Here is a 21056-nt window from a genome sequence, read left to right on the forward strand (position 1 = left end):
CGTAGTGATCCGTGGCTGCGAGACTGGGACCATGATCCTCCTGGCTGCCACCCCGATCGGAAACCTGGGCGACGCGTCAACGCGTCTGATCGAGGCGCTCGGCACGATGACGATTATCGCCGCCGAGGACACTCGGGTCACCGTGCACCTGCTCAAGGCCCTGGGCATCGAGAACCGCCCGCGGCTGATCAGCCTGCACGACCACAACGAGCGCGGCAAGGCGGCCGAACTCGTCGAACTCGCCCGCGACACCGACATCCTGGTGCTCAGCGACGCAGGGATGCCGACGGTATCCGACCCGGGTTTCCACCTGGTGGATGCCGCGGTGGCGGCCGGCGTCGTCGTGTCGGTGTTGCCCGGGCCGTCGGCCGTGCTCGCCGCGCTCGCCGTGTCCGGGCTGCCGACGGACCGGTTCACCTTCGAGGGGTTCCTGCCCCGCAAGCACGGCGACCGGGTTTCGGCCCTCCGCGAGGTGGCCGCGGAGCGGCGCACAATGGTTTTTTTCGAATCGCCCAACCGGCTGGCGGCCTCCCTGACCGATCTGGCTGCGGTGCTCGGGGCCGGGCGCCGCGTCGTGGTCTGCCGTGAGCTGACCAAGTTCTACGAGGAAGTGAAGCGCGGTACCGCGACCGAGCTGGCTGAGTGGGCCGCCGGCGGGGTCAAGGGCGAGATCGCCATCGTGGTCGCCGGGGCGGAGGCACGCGTGCTGGATCTGGAGACCGGGGTGGTCGAGGTGCTCGCGTTGGTGGAGTCGGGCATCCGTCTCAAGGATGCCGCCGCCGACGTGTCCGCCGCCACCGGGCTCGGCAAGCGCGCCCTCTACGAGGCGGCGCTGGAGCGCAAGACGGGCAAGCCCGCCGCGGCCCGCGCGGACTTCCAGGCTCTGCCTCTGCCCTGACGTTCCCTGCTCCGAACCAATTCGACGATATTTTGCCCGCCGCGGCCCGATACGGGCCGAATCGGGCCAGATTACCGAAAATCTCCGTCGAATTCGCACGCGCAGGCACGGGCGCGGGATGCGGTACAGGACGTCGCCCCGCGTCCGAGGCGCACCATCCGCGTGCATGACGCGGCCGGGGCAGTGGGCGGTATCGCGGCCCAGTTGGCGAAGCTGCGCGGAGCCACCGTGATCGGCCGCCCCGAACCGGACCCGGGCCCGGCCGCGCAGGAGGTGCTGCCGCCGGACTTCGGCCACCCGCACCACGACGATCACCACGACGATCGCGGCACAAGGTAACACGGCCAGCGTCATCCGCTGCTCCTATATAGGATGAGAGCATGTCCGACGGCTCATCTTTTTACATCACCACGCCCATTTTCTACGTGAATGATGTCCCCCACATCGGGCACGCCTATACCGAGGTGGCTGCCGACGTGCTCGCACGCTGGCACCGGCAGTCCGGCGAGGATGCCTGGCTGCTCACCGGAACGGACGAGCACGGGCAGAAGATCCTGCGCACCGCGACCGCCAACGGCGTCACGCCGAAGGAGTGGGCCGACCGTCTGGTCGAAACCGCCTGGAAGCCGCTGCTGAAGACGGTCGACATCCGAAACGACGACTTCATCCGCACCACTGATGTGCGCCACGAAGTGAACGCGCAGAAGTTCCTGCAGCACCTCTACGACTCCGGCCACATCTACACCGGCGAGTACGAGGGCTTCTACTGCGTCGGCTGCGAGGAGTACAAGCAGCCGAGCGACCTCATCGATGGGGTCGGCGAGTACGCCGGGCAGCAGGTCTGCGCCATCCACTCCATCCCCTGCGAGCTGCTGCACGAGAAAAACTACTTCTTTCGGATGAGCACGTTCGCCGACCAGCTCCTCGCCCTGTACGAGGAGAACCCGAACTTCGTACAGCCCGCGTCGGCGCGCAACGAGGTAATATCCTTCGTCAAGCAGGGCCTCAGCGACCTGTCGATCTCCCGCTCCAGTTTCGACTGGGGCATCAAGGTGCCCTGGGACGACAGCCACGTCGTCTACGTCTGGTTCGACGCCCTGCTCAACTACATCACCGCCGCCGGCTACGGCCACGACGACGAGAAGTTCAACCGCCTCTGGCCGGCGACGCACGTCGTGGGCAAAGATATTTTGCGTTTCCACGCCGTCATCTGGCCTGCAATGCTCCTCGCCGCGGGCATCGAGGTGCCTCGGCAGGTCTTCGGCCACGGCTGGTTGCTCGTGGGCGGCGAGAAGATGAGCAAGTCCAAGCTCACCGGCATCGCCCCAAGCCAGATCACGGATACGTTCGGCTCCGACGCCTTCCGCTATTACTTCATGCGCGCGATCAGCTTCGGCCAGGACGGCTCCTTCTCCTGGGAAGACCTGTCCGCCCGGTACCAGTCCGAGCTGGCCAACGGCTTCGGCAACCTCGCCTCCCGCGTGATCGCCATGGTCGTGCGCTATTGCGACGGCGAGATCCCCGTCGCCGGCGATTTCAGCGAGGCCGACGAGCTCATTCGCGGCACCGAGAAGCGGGTGACGGATGCCGCCACACTGGCCATCGGACACCTCGCCATCCACGACGCCATCGCCGCGATTTGGGAACTGGTCGACGAGCTCAACGGCTACATCACCGCCCAGGAGCCGTGGTCGCTCGCGAAGGACCCGGCCAACCGGGACCGACTCGAAGCCGTGCTGGTCACCGCCGTGCGCGGACTGGGCACGCTCGCCGTGCTGCTCTCGCCGGTCGTACCGCAGGCCACGGCGAAGCTCTGGACCGCCCTCGGCGGCATCGGCCTGGTCACCGACCAGCGCATCGACCGGGCCTGGGAGTGGACCGGCGGCCCGCGGGTCTCCCCGCTCGAGGCGCTTTTCCCGCGCATCGAGGCCACGGTTGGCTGACGAGCCCGGGCCCGAAGCCGGCCCCGTGCGCCAGCGCGAAAAAGGCGCCGGTCGGGACCTGAGCTACCCGCCGCAGCCCGACCCGCTCGTCGTGCCGGTCTACGACAACCACACCCACTTGGAGATCGCCGACGGCGACCAGTCGCTCAGCGTGGCCGAGCAGCTCGACCGCGCGTCCAGCGTCGGCGTGCGCGGCGTCATCCAGGTCGGCGGCGACCTGAAGACCTCGCGCTGGTCGGCCGCGATGGCCGCCCGGGAGCCGCGCATGCTCGCGGCCGTCGCCATCCACCCCAACGAGGCCCCGGTCTACGAGGCCGCCGGCACCCTCGACGACGCCTTGGCTGAGATCGCCGAGCTGGCGACGCGCCCGCGCGTGGTCGCCATCGGGGAGACCGGACTGGACTTCTTCCGCACCGGCCCCGAAGGACACGCCAGCCAGTTCCGCTCCTTCGAGGCGCACATCGACATCGCCAAGCAGAACGGCCTCGCGCTGCAGATCCACGACCGCGACGCCCACGCCGCGGTGATCGAGACCCTGCTGCGGGTCGGCGCGCCCGATCGCACCGTCTTCCACTGCTTCTCCGGCGACGTCGAGATGGCCCGCATCCTCGCCGACAACGGCTGGTACCTCTCGTTCGCGGGAACCGTGACCTTCAAGAACGCCCAGAATCTGCGGGAGGCCCTGGCCGCGGTGCCGCGCCGGCTGCTGCTGGTCGAGACGGATGCCCCGTTCCTCACCCCCGCACCCTTCCGCGGCCGCCCGAACGCGCCGTACCTGCTGCCGCACACCCTGCGCGCCATGGCCGACCACCTCGAAACGGAGGCCACCATTCTCGCCACCCAGATTTCGTCCAACACCGAACTCGTCTACGGACGGTGGGACGCCGAACCGGTGACGGTGACGGTCACCGAGCCAGAGTCCGACACGAGCCCGTTCGGAGGCCTCGCATGACCCCGCCCCGCCACGGCTACGCTCCCGGAGACGAACCCGAGGCCGGCACCCGACCCGTCAGCGACGAAGTGACCGGCGGCCGGCACGCCGCGCCGGCCGCCGTGCCGGAGCCGGCATCCGCTCTCGAAACGGATGCCGAGCCCGCGGATCCCGCTGCAGCACCCGCTGCAGCACCCGCTGCTGCTCCAGCCGCCGCTCCCGGCGCACGGTCCCTCCTCGGCCCCGCCGAGATCCGCGACCTGGCCGAGATGCTGGGCGTCAACCCCACCAAGAAGCTCGGCCAGAACTTCGTCATCGACGGCAACACCGTGCGCCGCATCGTCAGGGTCGCAACCGTCTCACCCGGCGACACCGTGCTGGAGGTGGGCCCCGGGCTGGGATCCCTCACGCTGGGGCTGCTCGAGACCGGCGCGACCGTCGTGGCCGTGGAGATCGATGACCGGCTCGCCGAGCAGCTGCCGCTGACGGTCGAGCTGATGCATCCCGGCGCGCCGCTCACCGTCATCCGCAACGACGCGCTCAAGATCACGGAACTGCCCGGCGACCCGAGCCGCCTCGTGGCGAACCTGCCGTACAACGTGTCGGTGCCGGTGCTGCTCTACCTGCTGGAGCACTTCGCCTCCATCCGGGCCGGAGTGGTCATGGTGCAGGCCGAGGTGGGGGAGCGCCTCGCGGCGCCATCCGGCAGCAAGGTCTACGGCAGCCCGAGCGTCAAGGCCGCCTGGTACGGGGCATTCCGCCCCGCCGGCAAGGTCAGCCGTCAGGTGTTCTGGCCGGTTCCCGGCGTCGATTCGATCCTGATCGCCTTCGAACGGCGCGCCCGGCCGCTCGAATCCGAGGAATTGCGCCGCGCCACCTTCGCCCTCGTCGATGCCGCGTTCCAGCAGCGCCGCAAAATGCTGCGCAAGTCGTTGTCCTCCGTTCTCGGTGACCCATCGAGTGCCACCGAGATCATGACGCACGCCGGAATCGACCCTACCGAGCGCGGCGAGCAGCTCACGGTCGAGGACTTCCTGGCGATCGCCCGCGCCCAGCTCGCCGCACACTGACGCGTGCCGCCGCGGGGCAGTCGCGACTGTGCGGCTGGGCTAGGTTAGTCACATGACCAACCCGGCCCCTTCCCCCGTGGTGCATGCGCGGGCGCCCGGCAAGATCAACGTTTTCCTCAAGGTCGGTGCGGTCCTCGAAGACGGGTACCACGAGGTGGCCACCGCCTACCAGGCCGTGTCACTGTTCGAAGACGTGCGCGCTTGGCCGGCCGACGACTTCTCGGTCGTGTTCACCGGCCCCATAGACGCCTCGGGTCTCGCCGTCGACGGCAGCAACCTCGCCATCAAGGCCGCGCGCGCCCTGGCCCGCAAGGCCGGCTATCGCGGGGGAGTGCGCCTCTCGATCGAGAAGAACGTGCCCATCGCCGGCGGCATGGGTGGCGGGTCGGCGGATGCCGCGGCCAGCCTCCTCGCTTGCGACACCCTGTGGGGAACCGACGCCACCCGCGACGACCTCATCGAGATCGCCGCGACCCTCGGCGCTGACGTCCCGTTCGCCTTCACCGGCGGCACCGCCATCGGCACCGGGCGCGGCGACCAGCTCAGCCCAGCCCTGGCCAAGGGGCAGTTCCACTGGGTGCTCGCCCTCGCCGACTTCGGCCTCTCGACCCCCGGCGTCTACAACGAGCTCGACCGCCACCGCGAACGCCACGCCCAGGACATCTTCCCTGCCCAGATCCAGCCCTCCGTCGACACCAACGTGCTGCAGGCGCTTCGGGCCGGCGACCCGCGGATGCTGGCCGAGGCGCTGCACAACGACCTGCAGGCTCCCGCGCTGCACCTGGCCCCCGGCCTGGGCAAGGTGCTCGAGTTGGGCGAGGCGAACGGCGCCCTGGCCGGCCTGCTCTCCGGCTCCGGCCCGACCGTGGCCTTCCTGGTCGCGGATGCCGACAGCGCCCTCGAACTGCAGGTCGCCCTGAGCGCGTCCCGGCTGCGCGTGGTGCGCGCCACCGGGCCGGTGCACGGGGCCCGGATCATCCACGACTAGCCCCCCGTTTTGCCGCAACTGTGGCCCGGTCGGACATCTGTTGCCGGTGTGCCGGCAACAGATGTCCGATTCGGCAACAGTCAGGCCACCGGGTGCGAAACCGGGGCGCGCGGGCCTCTCAGCCGCGCCAGCTAAACTCGAAAGCTATGGCACATTTGCTCGGGGCCGAGTCCCTGCACCTTGAATTTCCCACCCGCGTCATTTTTGACAGCGTCACCGCCGGTCTCAACGAAGGCGACCGGATCGGCGTCGTCGGCCGCAACGGCGACGGCAAGTCCACCCTGATGCGCCTGCTCGCCGGCCGGATGGAACCCGACGCGGGCCGCGTCACGCGCCGGCGCGGCGTCACCATCGGCATGCTCGACCAGTCCGACGACCTCGCTTCGGGCCAGACCGTGGGCCACACCATCGTCGGCGGCATCGACGAGCACGTCTGGGCGGGCGACGCCAAGGTGCGCGACGTGATTGCGGGACTCGTGCGGGACATCCCCTGGGACGCCCTTGTCGACGACCTCTCCGGTGGCCAGCGCCGCCGGGTGGCTCTGGCCTCCGTGCTGATCGGTGACCACGACGTCATCTTCCTCGACGAGCCCACCAACCACCTCGACGTGGAGGGCATCTCCTGGCTGGCCGGTCACCTGAAGACCCGCTGGGCCACGAACTCCGGCGGCCTGGTGGTCGTCACCCACGACCGGTGGTTCCTCGACGAGGTCTGCAACATGACCTGGGAGGTGCACGACCGCCTGATCGAACCGTTCGAGGGTGGCTACGCCGCCTACATCCTGCAGCGCGTCGAACGCGACCGGATGAGCGCGGCCTCCGAATCCAAGCGCCAGAACCTGATGAAGAAGGAATTGGCCTGGCTGCGGCGCGGAGCCCCCGCCCGCACCGCGAAGCCCAAGTTCCGCATCGACGCCGCGAACGAGCTGATCGAGAACGAGCCGCCGCCCCGCGACACCGTGTCGATGCAGTCGATGGCCATGCAGCGCCTGGGCAAGGATGTCGTCGACCTGATCGACATCGGCGTGAAGTTCGGCGAGGAGACCGTGCTGAACGACATCACCTGGCGCATCGCACCGGGCGAGCGCACCGGCATCATGGGCGTCAACGGCGCCGGCAAAAGCACGCTCCTGAACCTGGTGGCCGGCACACTTCTGCCCACCACGGGCACCGTCAAGCGCGGCAAGACCATCAAGGTCGCCGTGCTCACCCAGCAGCTGTTCGAACTCGACGACATCCAGAACGACCGCGTCAGCGAGGTCATCGGCCGTCAGAAGACGTCGTACATGGCCGGCGGCAAGGAAATCACGCCCGGCCAGATGCTCGAGCGCATGGGTTTCATGAGCGCCCAGCTGACCACCCAGGTCAAGGATCTCTCCGGTGGCCAGAAGCGCCGCCTGCAGCTGCTGCTGATCGTGCTCGACGAGCCCAATGTGCTCATCCTCGACGAGCCCACCAACGACCTGGACACCGACATGCTCGCGGCCATGGAAGACCTGCTCGACTCCTTCCCCGGCACCCTCCTCGTGGTCTCGCACGACCGGTACCTGATCGAGCGCGTCACCGACAACCAGTACGCGGTCACCGAGGGCGGCTTCCGCCACCTTCCCGGCGGTGTGGACCAGTACCTCGAGATGCGCAAGAAGCAGACGAGCGGCATTGACAAGCCCGCCGAGGCGAACGCGGCGAACACCTCCGGCGGGAAGGCGTCGCGCAAGCTCGCCATCGGCGGCGCCGACCTCCGCAACGCGCAGAAGGAACTCGCCTCCATCGATCGCAAGGTCGCCAAGCAGAACGCGCGGATCGCGGCCCTGCACGAGAGCCTCGCCGTGCACGACCAGTCCGACTTCGACGGCCTCGGCGTGCTCAGCACCGAACTGCAGACGCTCGAGTCCGCCATCGCCGGCTTCGAAACCCGCTGGATCGAACTCTCTGAGCTGATCGAGGGCTGAAGTCGCAGTTGCTGTGACCGCGTGTGACGTTGGCGCGCACGCGGCGCAGCATCTCCCGTTAGCCTTGGAACGTGCCTCGCGATGCAGCGGCACAGACTCCCACCCCTCTTTGTCCCGTGGTCCCTCTGTGCCCGAAATCGCGTCGGCACCCACCGCCGTCCAGACGGCACCGAAGCCAACAAGGGGAACCCCATCGTGAACAAGAAACTGCTCGCCGCTCTCGCGGTCGTACCGCTCGTCGCCCTGCTCGCCGGTTGCTCCGGTGCGGCCGCCGACGAGACCGTGAAGATCGGCGTCGTCGGCGCCAGCGACCCATACTGGGCCGTCTACGAGGAAGCCGCGGCGGATGCCGGCATCACCGTCGACATCGTCGACTTCACCGAGTTCGGGCAGCCGAACCCGGCCCTGTCTGCCGGCGAGCTCGACCTGAACCAGTTCCAGCACATCGTCTACCTCGCCGAGTACAACGTGGCCAGCAAAGAAGACCTCGCGCCGGTCGGCGCCACCGCGATCTACCCGCTCGCCCTGTACTCGACCCGGTATGACGACGTCAGCAAAATCAAGAAAGGCGACACCGTCGCGGTGCCGAACGACGCCAGCAACCTGGCTCGCGCGTTGCTCGTACTTCAGTCGGCGAAGCTGATTACGCTCTCCGACGGTGGCAGCATCTACTCGACCCTCGACGATATCGATAAGAAAAAGTCCAAGGTCACCGTGACCGCGCTCGAGGCCTCGCTCACCGCCACGTCGCTTCCCGACGTCGCCGCCGCGATCATCAACAACGACTTCGTCGAGAAGGCCGGTTTGAAGGTTGAGGATGCCCTCGCCCAGGACGACCCCGCCGACCCCAACGCGCTCCCGTACGTGAACGTTTTCGCGGCCCGCGCAAAGGACAAGGACAACGCCACCTACCAGAAGCTGGTCGAGATCTACCAGACCACGAAGGCCGTTCAGGATGGCGTGATCGACGTGTCCGCCGGTTCCGCGGTGATGGTCCAGACCCCGGTCGCCGACCTCGAGGCCTCCCTCGCCACGGTCGAGAAGGACACCGCAGCCCAGAAGTAGCGCCGCCCGACCTCAGCCCAGCACAGCCGCACAGTCCGGCGCCACGCCAGTCAGTAAGGACGTCCCATGCCTGCCCCCACCCCCGTTGTCGAACTGCGTGACGTGAGCAAGGTGTACCTGCCCACGACCCGGGGCGGGGCCGAGGTCGTCGCCATCGACAAGGTCAGCCTCACGATCGACGCCGGGGACGTCTACGGCATCATCGGTTATTCGGGGGCAGGCAAGAGCACCCTGGTGCGGCTTGTGAACGCCCTCGAACGGTCGACGTCGGGCGAGATCCTGATCAACGGCACCGACATCGCCCGCCTGCCCGAGCGGGAGCTGCGCCCGGTGCGGCTGGGTATCGGGATGATCTTCCAGCAGTTCAACCTTCTGGGGTCACGCTCCGTCGCGGCGAACGTCGCCTACCCGCTCGAGGTGGCCGGCCAATCGAAGGAGACGCGCCGGGCCCGGGTTGCCGAGATGCTCGACTTCGTCGGGCTCGGCGACAAGGCGGGCGCCTATCCCGACCAGCTCTCCGGCGGTCAGAAGCAGCGCGTGGGCATCGCGCGGGCCTTAGCCAGCCAGCCGGGCATCCTGCTCGCCGACGAGGCCACCAGCGCCCTCGACCCGGAGACCACCTCCGAGGTTCTGGACCTGCTCGGGCGGGTGAATAAGGAATTCGGGGTCACCATTATCGTGATCACGCACGAGATGGATGTCATCCAGACCTTGGCGACGAAGGTCGCCGTGATGGACCAGGGCCGGGTGATCGAGCGCGGCGACGTGTTCGACGTGTTCTCGAACCCGCAGCAGGCGGCCTCCGCCCGGTTCGTCTCGACCGTGGTCAAGGGTCTCCCGTCGCCGCCGGAACTCGCCGTGCTGCGGCGGCGTCACCCGGGCCGCCTCGTCACGCTGGCGTTCCGCGACAGCAGCGTCGATCAGGCCCGCGTGTTCAGCGAGTTCGTCTCCGCCGGCGTCACCTTCGAGGTCGTCTACGGCGGCATCAACGAGATCCAGGGCCGGTCGTTCGGACACCTGACGCTGGCACTGGCCACGCCGGGGGCGACGGATGCCGCGGCCGACGCCGCCATCGACGCCGCGCTCGACCGGGTGCGAACCCTCACGACCGTGACCGAGGTGCGCTGAGATGGACAGCCTGATCGACCTGTTGCCCGAACTCTGGATCGCCGCGGGGGAGACCCTCTACATCGTCGGCCTCACGCTCTTCTTCGGCGGGATCGGCGGCCTGCTCGTGGGCCTCGGCCTGTATCTGACCCGCGCCGGCAGCATCCTCGAGAACCGCGGGGTCTTCGTGGTGCTGAACCTGCTGGTGAACATCGTGCGGCCGATCCCGTTCATCATCTTCCTGGCCGCCGCCCAGCCGCTGGCCCGGGCCGTGGTGGGAACCGGCATCGGCAACGCGGCGATCATCTTCACGATCTCGCTCGCGGCATCCTTCGCCATGGGGCGCATCGTGGAGCAGAACCTCCTCACGGTGACGCCCGGTGTGATCGAGGCGGCCCGCAGTGTGGGGGCCGGGCCGATCCGGATCATCTTCACGGTGCTGCTGCCCGAGGCGCTCGGCCCGCTCATCCTCGGCTACACCTTCATCTTCGTGGCGCTCGTGGACATGTCGGCGGTAGCCGGCTACGTCGGCGGCGGCGGCCTCGGAAACTTCGCGCTGCTCTACGGCTACCGCCAGTTCAATCCCGTGGTGACCTGGGCGGCCGTGCTGCTGATCATCGTGCTCGTGCAGCTGGTGCAGTTCCTCGGAAACTGGCTGGCCCGGAAGGCATTCCGCCGGTAAGACGACCCCCAAGTGCGGGACATCTTTCGCGCGTTCTTACCGCGCCGGCCATCCCTCGTTCACCTCCGGTTCAGGTGATGCTCCCGAACCGGACATTCGTGGGCTGGAAAGTACACGCGGGGTCGGCCTATTCGAGCCGCTCACACGTCACAGTGGCCCCTTCGCTGCATCATCCTTGCCCAGGGAGTCATCTTGTCGCCGAGCCCGAGCATCGTCTTCTCGGCGTTTGAATCCGCCGCCGACCCCCGATTGCACGGATGGGTGGCTTTCCGTGAGAGCGTGCAGAATGTCGGCACTCCCGTTAGGGCGGTCGCCGTGCGTGACGGGCACCGCGCCGGTCCCTTGCTCACGGGAGCGCCGCGGCACTCCGGTATCTGGCGACTGCTCGCCTCGAACCGGCGCGAGCTCGGCCGTAGCTCCTCCGTCTACGCAACGTTCTCCAGCGCGCGAGCCCACGTCCTCGAACTCAAGGGCCAGTGCGATTCGATGGTCGCCACGGTTGTCACGGGTCCCAAGGCCGGCACACACGGGTGGGTGATCAGCGTCGGTGATGTAGTCGTGATGACTGCAGGGCGCTGGTATGGCGGGGCGTCGACCAGCCGCGAGGCCTCGGCTGGAACCATTGAGGCTTTCCACAGCGCGCTCGTCGGTGCGGACGCCCGTCATGCCACGGAGGCCGGGCAGCGCGGCAACCGGGTACTCTCCGACGAGGAACGGGCCCTGTCCTGGTGACCGTGCGCAAGCACCGCGGAACCCCCATGATCGCCACGGTCGCCGGCCTCTCCGTGCTCGGCTGGCTGGTCTTCGGCTGGCTGGTACCCGGTTTCCAGGCACCCGAGGGCGTGCGGGCGAGTCTCGCACCGGCCGCGTCGGCGGTCATCACCACCGTGCCGCCAGAGGTTGCCCGATCGCTGCCCGCGGCCGAACCAGCGCCCGCCACGCTTGCCCTGCCGACGGTTACGCCTCCGATTGATGGCAATGCGGCGCTCGCCGACCCTGCCTGGGCCGTCCGCGTCGCCCAAGCGGCTGGCATCCCAGTGCGCGCCCTGCTCGGCTATGCAGGGGCGTCCCTGGCCCTGGCGGCCGAACAACCGGGCTGCCACCTCGGTTGGAGTACCCTGGCCGCCCTCGGCAACGTCGAATCCGGTCACGGCAGCCACGACGGTTCGGCACTCGGCGCGGATGGCGCCGCCCGCCCGGGCATCTTCGGCCCCGCACTCGATGGCAGCGCTTTCGCCGCGATGAGCGACACCGATCGCGGAGTCTGGGACGGCAGCACCGAATGGGACCGCGCGGTCGGGCCCCTGCAATTCATTCCGGCGACCTGGCAGCGATGGGGCGCCGACGGCAACGGGGACGGCGTCGACGACCCGCAACAAATCGACGATGCCGCCCTCGCCGCCGGCCGCTACCTCTGCCACTACGGCGAGCTGTCCCGGCCCGATCGCTGGCGCGCCGCCGTGTTCGCGTACAACCACGTCGATTCCTATGTGAACACCGTTGCCGCGACCGCGAATACCTACGCCGCGCTGGCGGGCGCGCGGTGACGCCGTATAAACGTAGCGAGCTGTACCGCTCGGTGGCGCACGCCACTTCGCGCTCACCGCGCGGCCGCCGTTCTCCCGTGACTCGGCTGCCGCCGTGATGCGCGCCCACGTGCGGGCGCCCTCTGCGCGCCCACGTGCGGGCGCCCTCTGCGGGGCCCCCGGTCCTGCACCGGGTGCAATCCCGCGCGCTCAACTCTCCACTACGCGTCCACCTCTAGCTGGACAAATCGACGCTCAGTGTTAACCAAGCGCCCCAAACATGTGTCTCGGACGTGCTACCGCCACGTTCGTTCCGCTCCCCACACCCGAATGTGCAAGGACACCCATGTCGTTTTCGACCCTCTTCGACGCGCCTGCGATCGAGCCGCCAACGGTCGACCCGGCGAACCCGGACTCGTCCCCGCGCCGCTTACTGACAGCACGTCCCTCGGTCTCGGACTCGGTGTTCCGTTCGGTGGCCTTCTTCGCCGGCTGCATCACCGTGGCGATCATGCTCGCCGTGGGCGTGTTCCTTTCGTTGCGTGCCTCGGAGGCCCTCGGCGTCGCCGGGTTCAGCTTTCTGGTCGAGCAGGACTGGTCGCCGGAGTCGCAGAAATTCGGCATCGCATCCGTCTTGTTCGGCACCATCACGATCGCGGTGATCGCGATGTGCGTCGCCGTGCCGCTCGCCCTCGGCACGGCCCTACTCATCTCCGAGGTCGCCCAGGGCCGGATGCGCTCCACGCTCGTCACGCTCGTCGACCTGATGGCCGCCGTGCCGAGCGTGGTCTTCGGCCTCTGGGGCGTCTTCTTCCTGCAGGCCAACGTGATCCCGGTCGCCACCTGGATCTCCACCTACTTCGGCTGGATCCCGCTGTTCCGGGTGGCGGACGCCAGTGGGCAAGCGCTCACCGAGGCCAGCGCGTTCACCTCCTCGGCGTTCATCGCCGGCATTGTCGTCGGCCTCATGGTGGTCCCGACCCAGACGTCGGTCATGCGCGAGGCCTTCTCCCAGGCGCCGATCGGCGAGCGCGAGGCCGCCTTCGCGCTCGGGTCGACGCGCTGGGGCATGATCCGTGCGGTCGTGCTGCCCTTCGGTCGTGGCGGCATCATCGGCGGCACCATGCTCGGCCTCGGCCGCGCTCTCGGTGAAACCATCGCCGTCTACATGATCATTTCGCCGATCTTCACGATCAACTGGGAGGTGCTGAAGACCGGCACCAACTCCGTCTCCGCGCTCATCGCCCTCCGCTACGGCGAATCCAGCTCATTCGGCCTCTCCGCGCTGATGGCAGCCGGACTCGTACTGTTCCTGATCACCCTCGTGATCAACTTCACGGCCTCGTCGATCGTGGCACGGTCTCGATCCGGGGCGGAGAGCGACTGATGACGATCACGCACGCACCCAACATCACGCACGCCGCGACCAGCACCCTCACGACGAACGACACCCACACCACGACGATCCCGGCCTACGACGGCACCCCGATCGGACCGCGACGCCGGGTGCGCGGCGCCCGGCTCGACGACCGGTTCAACGTTCTCGGTGCCGCCGCAGCCGGAATCGCCGTCGCGGTGCTCCTCTTCGGCTGGATCACTCCGCTTTCCGGCGGCGTGGGCTGGGCGCTCGTGGCGTATCTGGCGTTCCTTGGCTTCTACGCCCTGCTCGTAAGCTTCACGAGCGACGCGCAGGAGGTCAAGGACCGCGTGATGGCGGTGCTGCTATCAAGCGCCGGTGTGGTGCTCTTCGGCGCCCTGGTCTTCGTCGTGGCGTTCACTCTGATACGCGGGCAGGAAGCCCTGCCTCATCTGAACTTCTTCACCCAGAGCATGGAATTGGCCGGACCCCTCGACGGCCTCGACATGGGCGGTATCGTGCACGCGATCCTGGGCACGCTCATGCAGATTTCGATGGCGCTGGCGATCACGATTCCGCTCGGCATCACGACCGCCCTGTTCCTGAACGAGGTCGGTGGCCGATTCGCGAGGTTCGTGCGCACCATTTCGGATGCGATGACCGCGCTGCCGTCCATCGTGGCCGGCCTGTTCGTCTACTCGGCGATCATCGTGCTGATCACGCACCAGCGGTCAGGCTTCGCCGCGGCCATGGCGATCACCGTCATGATGCTCCCGATCGTCATTCGGGCCTCGGATATCGTGCTTCGCCTGGTCGCCGGCAACCTGCGAGAGGCCGCCTATGCCCTCGGTTCCACCCGCTGGGCCACCATCTGGTATGTCGTGTTGCCGACCGCCCGGCCCGGACTGGCAACGGCCGTGATCCTGGGCACAGCCCGCGGCATCGGCGAGACCAGCCCTGTGTTGCTCACCTCGGGTGTCACCGCGGTGACCAACCTGAACCCCTTCGCCGGCCCGATGATCTCCCTCCCGCTGCAGGTCTTCGACTTCGTCAAGTCTCCTGAGCCCACCATGATCGCCCGAGGTTTCGGCACGGCCGCCGTCCTGATCCTCCTGGTGCTCACCCTCTTCGCCATTGCTCGACTCATCGGCGGTACCGGTCCCGGCCAGTTGTCCCGTCGGCGGCAACTGCGCGTCGACGCCGCATCGGAGCGAGACCTGCAACGGATGAGCGTACGGGGTGACCTCGGTCCGGGGATCACCGGAACCAATTCAATGCTCCGGCCGACGAGTTCACCTACCGACCTCACCACGAAGGAGACGTCCTCGTGACGCCGCAAACCCGACAGATTCGCACAGTCCGAGCCTTATTCGCGCTCGTCGTTGTGCTGCTGAGCGTCTCCACGGCGCCAGCTGCCCAGGCAGCGAGTTACGACCAAATCACCGGCACCGGCTCGACCTGGTCGCAGAACGCCCTGGACCAGTGGCGCAAGAATGTTGCCAATAACTACGCGATGACGGTGAACTACTCCGGAGTCGGCTCGTCGGCCGGGCGCCGTGACTTCGTCGCGGGCAACGTGGACTTCGCCGTCAGCGAGATCCCGTTCCAGACCGCCCCGGAGGACGGTTCGGCACCCGAGGTGCCTGCCCGCGGTTACGCATACATGCCCATCGTGGCTGGTGGCACTTCCTTCATGTACAACCTGAAAATCGGCGGCAAGCGAGTCACAAACCTTCGGCTCAGCGGAGAGGTCATCACCAAGATCTTCACCGGCGCCATCACGAAGTGGAACGACCCTGCCATCGCGACCGACAACCCCGGGCTGGCCATGCCCGACAAGGGCATCGTGCCCGTCGTTCGCTCGGACGGCTCCGGCTCCACGGCGCAATTCACACTCTGGATGTCCAAGCAGCACCCGGCCCTCTGGAATTCCTTCTGCACGAAGGTCGGCCGGTCTGCCCCCTGCGGCCTCACCTCGCAGTTCCCCACCTACGGCAACGCCAAGGCGCAAAGCGGATCCTCAGGCGTCGCCGGCTACGTGAGCCAGGACTACGGCGAGGGTGCGATCACCTACGTGGAGTACTCCTACGCCAAGAACTCCGGTTTCCCCGTCGCCAAGGTGCTCAACGCAGCGGGTTACTACACGGAACCCACGGCCAATTCCGTGGCCGTCGCACTGCTGAAGGCATCCATCAACACCACACCCGGGCCTACCTACCTCACCCAGATCCTGGACGGCGTGTACAACAACGCGGACCCCCGCACCTACCCACTCGCGAGCTACTCCTACATGATCGTGCCGACCGAAGTCGGCGGCGTCTTCACCGCCAAGAAGGGCCTGACCCTCGGTACCTTCGCTCATTACATGCTCTGCGAGGGGCAGCAGCAGGCCGAAGCCCTGGGCTACTCGCCTCTGCCGATGAACCTCGTGCTGGCTGGCTTCGACCAGATCAAGCGAGTGCCAGGCGCCGATGTCAGCGGCGTCGACATCAACAAATGCAACAACCCGACATTCAAACCAGGTGACTCCCCGTCAAACAACCTGCTGGCCACCACGGCTCTCCAGCCGGCCGCCTGCGACAAGATAGGGGCCAACCAGTGCACCACCGGCACGGCCGGGGCGCTGGCCGACACCGCAGTGTCCGGTAGCGGATCGGGTGGTGGCGCGGCCGGCTCAGCCGCCGCGACAACTGCCGGGGAAACGGCTTCGTCAGCAGGGCCCGGGGGAACAGGGGCGGCAGCGCCCGGCGGAAAGGAGGCGGCATCAGGCCCGGTGGCCGCGCCCGTGTACGACGAGAACGGCGCCCTCGTGTCCACGGTCGGCGCCACGGCAACCGGCGTGGTCGGCACGGCCATCGCCGCACCGTTCACGTTGGCGAAGAGCGGGTGGGGCGCCCAGCAATCGATCATGCTCGTCGCCGGCCTTCTCCTGCTGGCCGCCGCCGTGCTGCCGCCGGTGCTCGCCGGTCGGTTCAAACCGCGTGTCGCTAAGGCAGGAACCAAGTGAAGCGCCTCACGTTCGCCCCAAAGAACGCACTCTGGGCCCGCGCCGGCGCCAGCGGAGTCGTCGTCGGTCTGCTGGTCGGCGTGGGTGTTGCCGCGCTCGGCTCCCTGGCCCCCTCTGCGGCATCCGCTGACACGTCGACCGCGGTCACGGTCGCATCGAGGGGCTACGACCCGGACGTCGCCACCGCCCCCTTCCCCGATCTCAAGGTCACCGTGTCCCAGACCGAGGACCTCGTTTCCCAGGGCATCGTCGTCAACTGGAGCGGAGGCACGAAGTCCGAGCGGCCCGATGGCAGCTCGGGAGGCCAGGACTTCCTCCAGATCGCGCAGTGCTGGGGAGACGACCCGGCGAATTCCAGCCGCCCGGATCGCACGACCTGCCAGTACGGCGGCTTCCCCGGCAAGGCCGCGTCCACGCGCGACACCGCGGTCAGCCAGGACCAGGTGGCACCGCAGGACTCGCAGTACACATCGCCGGCCAACGGGTTCACAATTCCGGCATTCACCGCGATTCCCTACCGCGCATCCACGGGGGGTTCGATCTCTTCGGTGTTCGCCGACTCGGCCAACGTGCTCACGCACCATGTCATGGATCCCTTGACGGGCCTCGTGCAGAAGGCCACCGGGCCGCCGTCCGAAACAGGGGTCACATTGCCCGACGGCATCTCCGGCGTTGACCTGGCCACCAACGAGTTTTACACCCAGTACACGACGAATGAGGTGCCCTGGGCCGGGTCGAGCGACAGTGGCGACGGCTCCGTCAAATTCGAGGTGCAGACCGCGATGCAGTCCCCGGGTCTGGGCTGTGGCACGCCCGTGACCGCCGCGGACGGCACTGTCTCCGGAAAATCCTGCTGGCTCGTGGTCATCCCGCGCGGAAAAAGCGACGCGGGGGAGTCCTACATCACCAAGTCCGGCCTGCTGTGGGACTCCTGGAAGCACAGCGTGGCCGTCAAGCTGGACTTCAAGCCCATCGGCCAGCGCTGCGCCATCGGCTCGGCCGAGAAGCAGCTCTCCGGAAGCGAACTCGTCGCCGCGGCGATCGGGTCATGGCAACCCAAACTGTGCACCGGTGCGACGGGTTCCTCGTTCGCGCTCAGCATCGGCAACGAGGAGGACGCGCTTGCCGCGGCGAGCCTCACGACACCCAGCCCGCTGGCTCTCACCTCGCGCCCCCTGCAAACCGACGGGGCCGATCCCGTCGCGTACGCACCGATCGCCCTCAGCGGCGTCGCGGTTTCGTTCTCCATCGACCGTCGGGTGAAACCGGTTGGCGCAGTTCCCCAGGAATACAAAGCCAGGAATACCGAGGCGTTCACGTCACTGAACCTCACCCCGCGCCTGGTCGCCAAACTCCTCACTAATTCGTATCTCGACTCACTGCCTTCCGGGGCGCCGGCCACGTCGGACTCCCTCAAGTTTTTCGGCTACACCGACTCCGCGAACCCTGGCGCGAACGCGCGCAACCTCACGGTCGACCCCGATTTCCTGGCGGTGAACGACGATGAGTGGAAGTACCAGGACCTGACCGGGCCGTCCCTGGGAGACATGCTCCTCCCCGCGGGGAGATCCGACGAGGCCCAGCAACTGTGGCGTTACGTCCTCTCCGACCCAGCCGCCGTCGAATTCCTGAACGGAACGCCCGACACGTGGGGCATGAAAGTCAACCCGTGGTCGTCCACCAATGCCGCTGTCAACCCGTCGGGGACGGCCATGACGCTTCCCCGCACGAATTTTCCGAAGGCTGATCCACTGGAGCGGCCCGCTGCCGGCACCGGAACAACGGCGGTGAACCTGGTCACCTGGCGCCCCTACACCAGCGACTTCGAGAGCGGCGCGTATCTCACCCTGCGCGGCGACGGGCAGGAGCTCGGCGACTGGAACCCCACCAGCGTCCCGCCGAAGTTCGGTAAGAGCGTGCGAAGCCTGGTGGGCAACCAGCGCGTGCTTGGCGTCACCACCGCGGCCGCGGCCGCTCGCTACCAAACGGTGACGGCGTCGTTGCAGAACTCCGCGGGCGCGTTCGTGGCGCCGTCGACGGAGTCCATGCTCGCGGCCTCCGCCGCCATGGTGCCGACCAGCGCCAACCCCGAGGTGCTCGAATACGACCCGGCGAACCCAAGCGCCAAGGCTGCCGCCACAGCGTACCCAATGACGATGCCGGTCTATGCTGCGTTGAATCCGCTGCAAACGGATGCCGCCCAGCGGGCCATCTACGCCAACCTGATCCGGTACGCGGTGGTGGCAGGCCAGGTACCCGGGACGGAGATCGGGCAGCTGCCGCGCGGCTACACCCCGCTCCCGAAGAGCTGGGTGGACCAGGCGCTCGCCGCCGCGACCGCAATCGAACAGGGCGGCAGCCCGGTCGCCACAACGGCCGTGCCCGAGACTGCCCCTGCGGTCGACAGGCCGGCCTATGTGCCGACCCCGTCGACGTACGGTCCGGCAGAGTTCCAGGCTCAGGCCGCGCCGGTGGTGGCCGACGCCGCGGTCGACCCGGCCGCGACGGGCACCGTCGTCGACCCCCTGGTGGCGAGACCGACGCCCGCGGACCCGGTCATGGGACCGGTACGCGCGGCGGTGCCGGCCGGGCTGCTCTCCGGCCTGGTCGCCGCTTGCGGCGTCCCCTTGATTTCGCGCGTTCGGAGACGATCCTGATGCGCGCCCAACGTGACGCTTCGCGCGGGTTCCCCGCTTCGGACCGTAGCGCTGAGACAAGAGGGACCCATCCGGGTCCGTCTCCTGCATCACTCTCGAAAGGCACCCCAGTGAACACCAAGAAGGCTCTTGCACTCTGCGCAACTGTCGGCGTGGCCATCTCCGGCCTTGTCATCGTCAGCCCGGCTAACGCCGAGCCCGTCTCGAACAGCTACTCCATCGTCGGCTCCGACACCCTCGAGGACGTCGTCAGCGCCCTGGCCAACGGTTCGGGCCTTTCGGGAGCGTCGGTTCGTTCGACAGCCAACGGAAACAGCATCGGCTCGTTCGACGCGACCGGCACCCCGTTCATCACGACGAAGTCCTCCGGTGTGCGTTTCGGTCGCCCGAATGGCTCAAGCGACGGGCGCACGGCCCTTCTCCGTTCCATTGACGGCGCCCCGTACACCTCCGGAACCGTCGGCGCGCCCGCGGGCGTCGTCATCACGGGGCAGATCGACATCGCCCGTTCGTCCGGATCAGGCACGGTCGACCCGGCAGGTAGCCTGATTCAGGTGCCTTTCGGTCGCGATGCGATCGCCTACGCGTATGACAGCGCTTCGACGGCAGCCGGCATCGGTACCATCGACACCGCGACCATGACGAGTCTTTACACCTGCAGCGTCACCACCCTCGGCGGAGTGAAGGTCACACCGGTCATCCCGCAGGCCGGTTCCGGAACGCGCAAGGACTTCATGTCCAAGATCGGCGTCACGGATTCGACCCTGGGCTCCTGCGTCACCGTGGGTCAGGAGCACGACGCCTCTGACCTGGGCATCAACACTGTCGCGCCTATGTCGGTGTCCCGCTGGGTCGCCATGAACACCGGTGCGAGCTTCCCCAAGAAGAAGGACACCACGGTCCTGGGTTCCCTGGTCGCAGGCACCACCCCCGTGACAGGCACCGGCACCTCGATGGCCCCGGTGGCCGCCTACTACGCCGACTCTCGTTGGGGACGCGACACGTACCTCGTTGTGCAGTACGCACGAGTTGACCCGACGAATGCCGCGTATGACTCGACTCTGGCCGACCTGCTCGATCCGACAAAGAGCGCCAGCCTGACGAACTCGCAGACGACTTTTGCCGCCAAAGCCGGTTCGTTGAAGAAAAAATTCGGCATTCTCGCACCCTCGACCACCACCGCCGTTCGAATCTCCAAGTGACCTCCGCCCAAGAACAGGACTGTAAATAAATGAAGATCAACAAGAAGTCGCGTCTCGTCGCCGCCGGCGTCGTTTCGCTCGCTCTGGTCGCCGGAGCCACGGCCGCGGCGACTGCCGCGACAGCCGCGACGCAGACGAATGGTTCTGCCGCTCCCGTCTACATGTACGACACGGATGCCGTCCAGGTGTCGGACGGCCGCGTCTGGGGCTGGAAGGAGGACCTCTTCGGCTCCTCCACTCAGGGCGACATCAACGGCGAGTTCACCTGCCCGGCGAACTCAACGAATATCTTCGCCTTCCTGGCCACCCCCGGAACCGAAAACACCGTCCTCACCTGGAAGGCGTACGCGCCCCTCGCGTTCAACGGAGCGACACGCAACGTGCTCAACCCGACCCTCGCGCCGATCTCGCTCATCAATAACTCCCAGACTGCGGCCAGGAACGCCGGCGGCAACTACAGCCTGGGCCTCGCGTGCACGATGAACTCTGGCGTCACAGTGACCGCCGCCTTCTACCGTACGATCAGCGTCGTTCCGGTCACCGGCGCCTTCACGTTCCTGCCGCAGGCCGATGTGCCGGTGACGCCGACGCCGACGCCGACACCAACGACGACACCGACTCCGACGCCGACGCCGACGCCGACTGTGACGCCGACGCCGACTGTGACGCCG

18 protein-coding genes are annotated in these 21056 nt (G+C 67.8%); all 18 read left to right on the plus strand.

All coding sequences use genetic code 11. From position 1 onward, the window contains the following. Positions 1-31 precede the first annotated feature (31 nt). Entirely contained in the window at positions 32-898 is an 867-nt protein-coding gene (gene rsmI / locus CXY82_RS01580) for a 16S rRNA (cytidine(1402)-2'-O)-methyltransferase (protein WP_104169398.1), read from the plus strand. A 183-nt stretch (positions 899-1081) separates the two neighbouring features. Next, on the plus strand, positions 1082-1237 hold the full coding sequence (locus tag CXY82_RS17195; RefSeq protein WP_158252106.1) for a hypothetical protein: 156 nt from the start codon (positions 1082-1084) through the stop codon (positions 1235-1237). Between the two features lie 41 nt (positions 1238-1278). Further along, positions 1279-2841 (plus strand): methionine--tRNA ligase, encoded by a 1563-nt coding sequence (metG, locus tag CXY82_RS01585; RefSeq protein WP_104169385.1) that lies wholly within the window; start codon positions 1279-1281, stop codon positions 2839-2841. Continuing rightward, positions 2834-3793 carry a TatD family hydrolase gene (locus tag CXY82_RS01590; protein ID WP_233199119.1) on the plus strand — a complete coding sequence of 320 codons (960 nt, stop codon included), beginning with the start codon at positions 2834-2836 and terminating at the stop codon, positions 3791-3793. The genes metG and CXY82_RS01590 overlap by 8 nt, the downstream gene beginning before the upstream one ends. Positions 3794-4041: 248 nt before the next feature. Continuing rightward, a complete protein-coding gene (gene rsmA / locus CXY82_RS01595) occupies positions 4042-4842 on the plus strand; it encodes a 16S rRNA (adenine(1518)-N(6)/adenine(1519)-N(6))-dimethyltransferase RsmA (protein WP_233193914.1) in 801 nt (266 codons plus the stop codon). 52 nt (positions 4843-4894) lie between these two features. Continuing rightward, on the plus strand, positions 4895-5830 hold the full coding sequence (locus tag CXY82_RS01600) for a 4-(cytidine 5'-diphospho)-2-C-methyl-D-erythritol kinase (protein WP_104169388.1): 936 nt from the start codon (positions 4895-4897) through the stop codon (positions 5828-5830). Positions 5831-5976: 146 nt separating this feature from the next. Beyond that, positions 5977-7782, plus strand: a complete 1806-nt coding sequence (locus tag CXY82_RS01605; RefSeq protein WP_104169389.1) for an ABC-F family ATP-binding cassette domain-containing protein — start codon at positions 5977-5979, stop codon at positions 7780-7782. A gap of 195 nt (positions 7783-7977) precedes the next feature. Beyond that, positions 7978-8847: a MetQ/NlpA family ABC transporter substrate-binding protein gene (locus CXY82_RS01610; RefSeq protein WP_104169399.1), complete on the plus strand. Its 870-nt coding sequence runs from the start codon at positions 7978-7980 to the stop codon at positions 8845-8847. A 66-nt stretch (positions 8848-8913) separates the two neighbouring features. Further along, a complete protein-coding gene (locus CXY82_RS01615) occupies positions 8914-9975 on the plus strand; it encodes a methionine ABC transporter ATP-binding protein (RefSeq protein WP_104169390.1) in 1062 nt (353 codons plus the stop codon). 1 nt (position 9976) lies between these two features. Continuing rightward, complete coding sequence (locus CXY82_RS01620) at positions 9977-10636, plus strand: methionine ABC transporter permease (protein WP_104169391.1); 660 nt, start codon at positions 9977-9979, stop codon at positions 10634-10636. A 192-nt stretch (positions 10637-10828) separates the two neighbouring features. Continuing rightward, the gene (locus tag CXY82_RS01625) at positions 10829-11368 is read left to right on the plus strand and encodes a hypothetical protein (protein ID WP_104169392.1); all 540 of its coding nucleotides are present in this window, start codon (positions 10829-10831) and stop codon (positions 11366-11368) included. 2 nt (positions 11369-11370) lie between these two features. After that, complete coding sequence (locus CXY82_RS01630) at positions 11371-12183, plus strand: lytic transglycosylase domain-containing protein (RefSeq protein ID WP_233199120.1); 813 nt, start codon at positions 11371-11373, stop codon at positions 12181-12183. A gap of 325 nt (positions 12184-12508) precedes the next feature. Next, positions 12509-13549 (plus strand): phosphate ABC transporter permease subunit PstC, encoded by a 1041-nt coding sequence (gene pstC, locus CXY82_RS01635; RefSeq protein WP_104169394.1) that lies wholly within the window; start codon positions 12509-12511, stop codon positions 13547-13549. Continuing rightward, positions 13549-14850, plus strand: a complete 1302-nt coding sequence (gene pstA, locus CXY82_RS01640; RefSeq protein WP_104169395.1) for a phosphate ABC transporter permease PstA — start codon at positions 13549-13551, stop codon at positions 14848-14850. Before pstC ends, pstA begins: the two co-directional genes overlap by 1 nt. Further along, on the plus strand, positions 14847-16526 hold the full coding sequence (gene pstS, locus CXY82_RS01645; protein WP_166786667.1) for a phosphate ABC transporter substrate-binding protein PstS: 1680 nt from the start codon (positions 14847-14849) through the stop codon (positions 16524-16526). Before pstA ends, pstS begins: the two co-directional genes overlap by 4 nt. After that, positions 16523-19183, plus strand: coding sequence for a hypothetical protein (locus CXY82_RS01650; RefSeq protein WP_104169396.1), 2661 nt, complete (start codon positions 16523-16525; stop codon positions 19181-19183). The genes pstS and CXY82_RS01650 overlap by 4 nt, the downstream gene beginning before the upstream one ends. A 110-nt stretch (positions 19184-19293) precedes the next feature. Continuing rightward, positions 19294-20385, plus strand: a complete 1092-nt coding sequence (locus CXY82_RS01655) for a hypothetical protein (RefSeq protein WP_104100817.1) — start codon at positions 19294-19296, stop codon at positions 20383-20385. Positions 20386-20414: 29 nt separating this feature from the next. Continuing rightward, positions 20415-21056, plus strand: a 642-nt coding sequence (locus tag CXY82_RS17485; protein ID WP_199180848.1) for a hypothetical protein, incomplete at its 3' end; no start/stop codon positions are given.

It is taken from the genome of Cryobacterium sp. M23 (genome assembly GCF_002929655.1).
Taxonomy (GTDB): Bacteria; Actinomycetota; Actinomycetes; order Actinomycetales; family Microbacteriaceae; genus Cryobacterium; species Cryobacterium sandaracinum.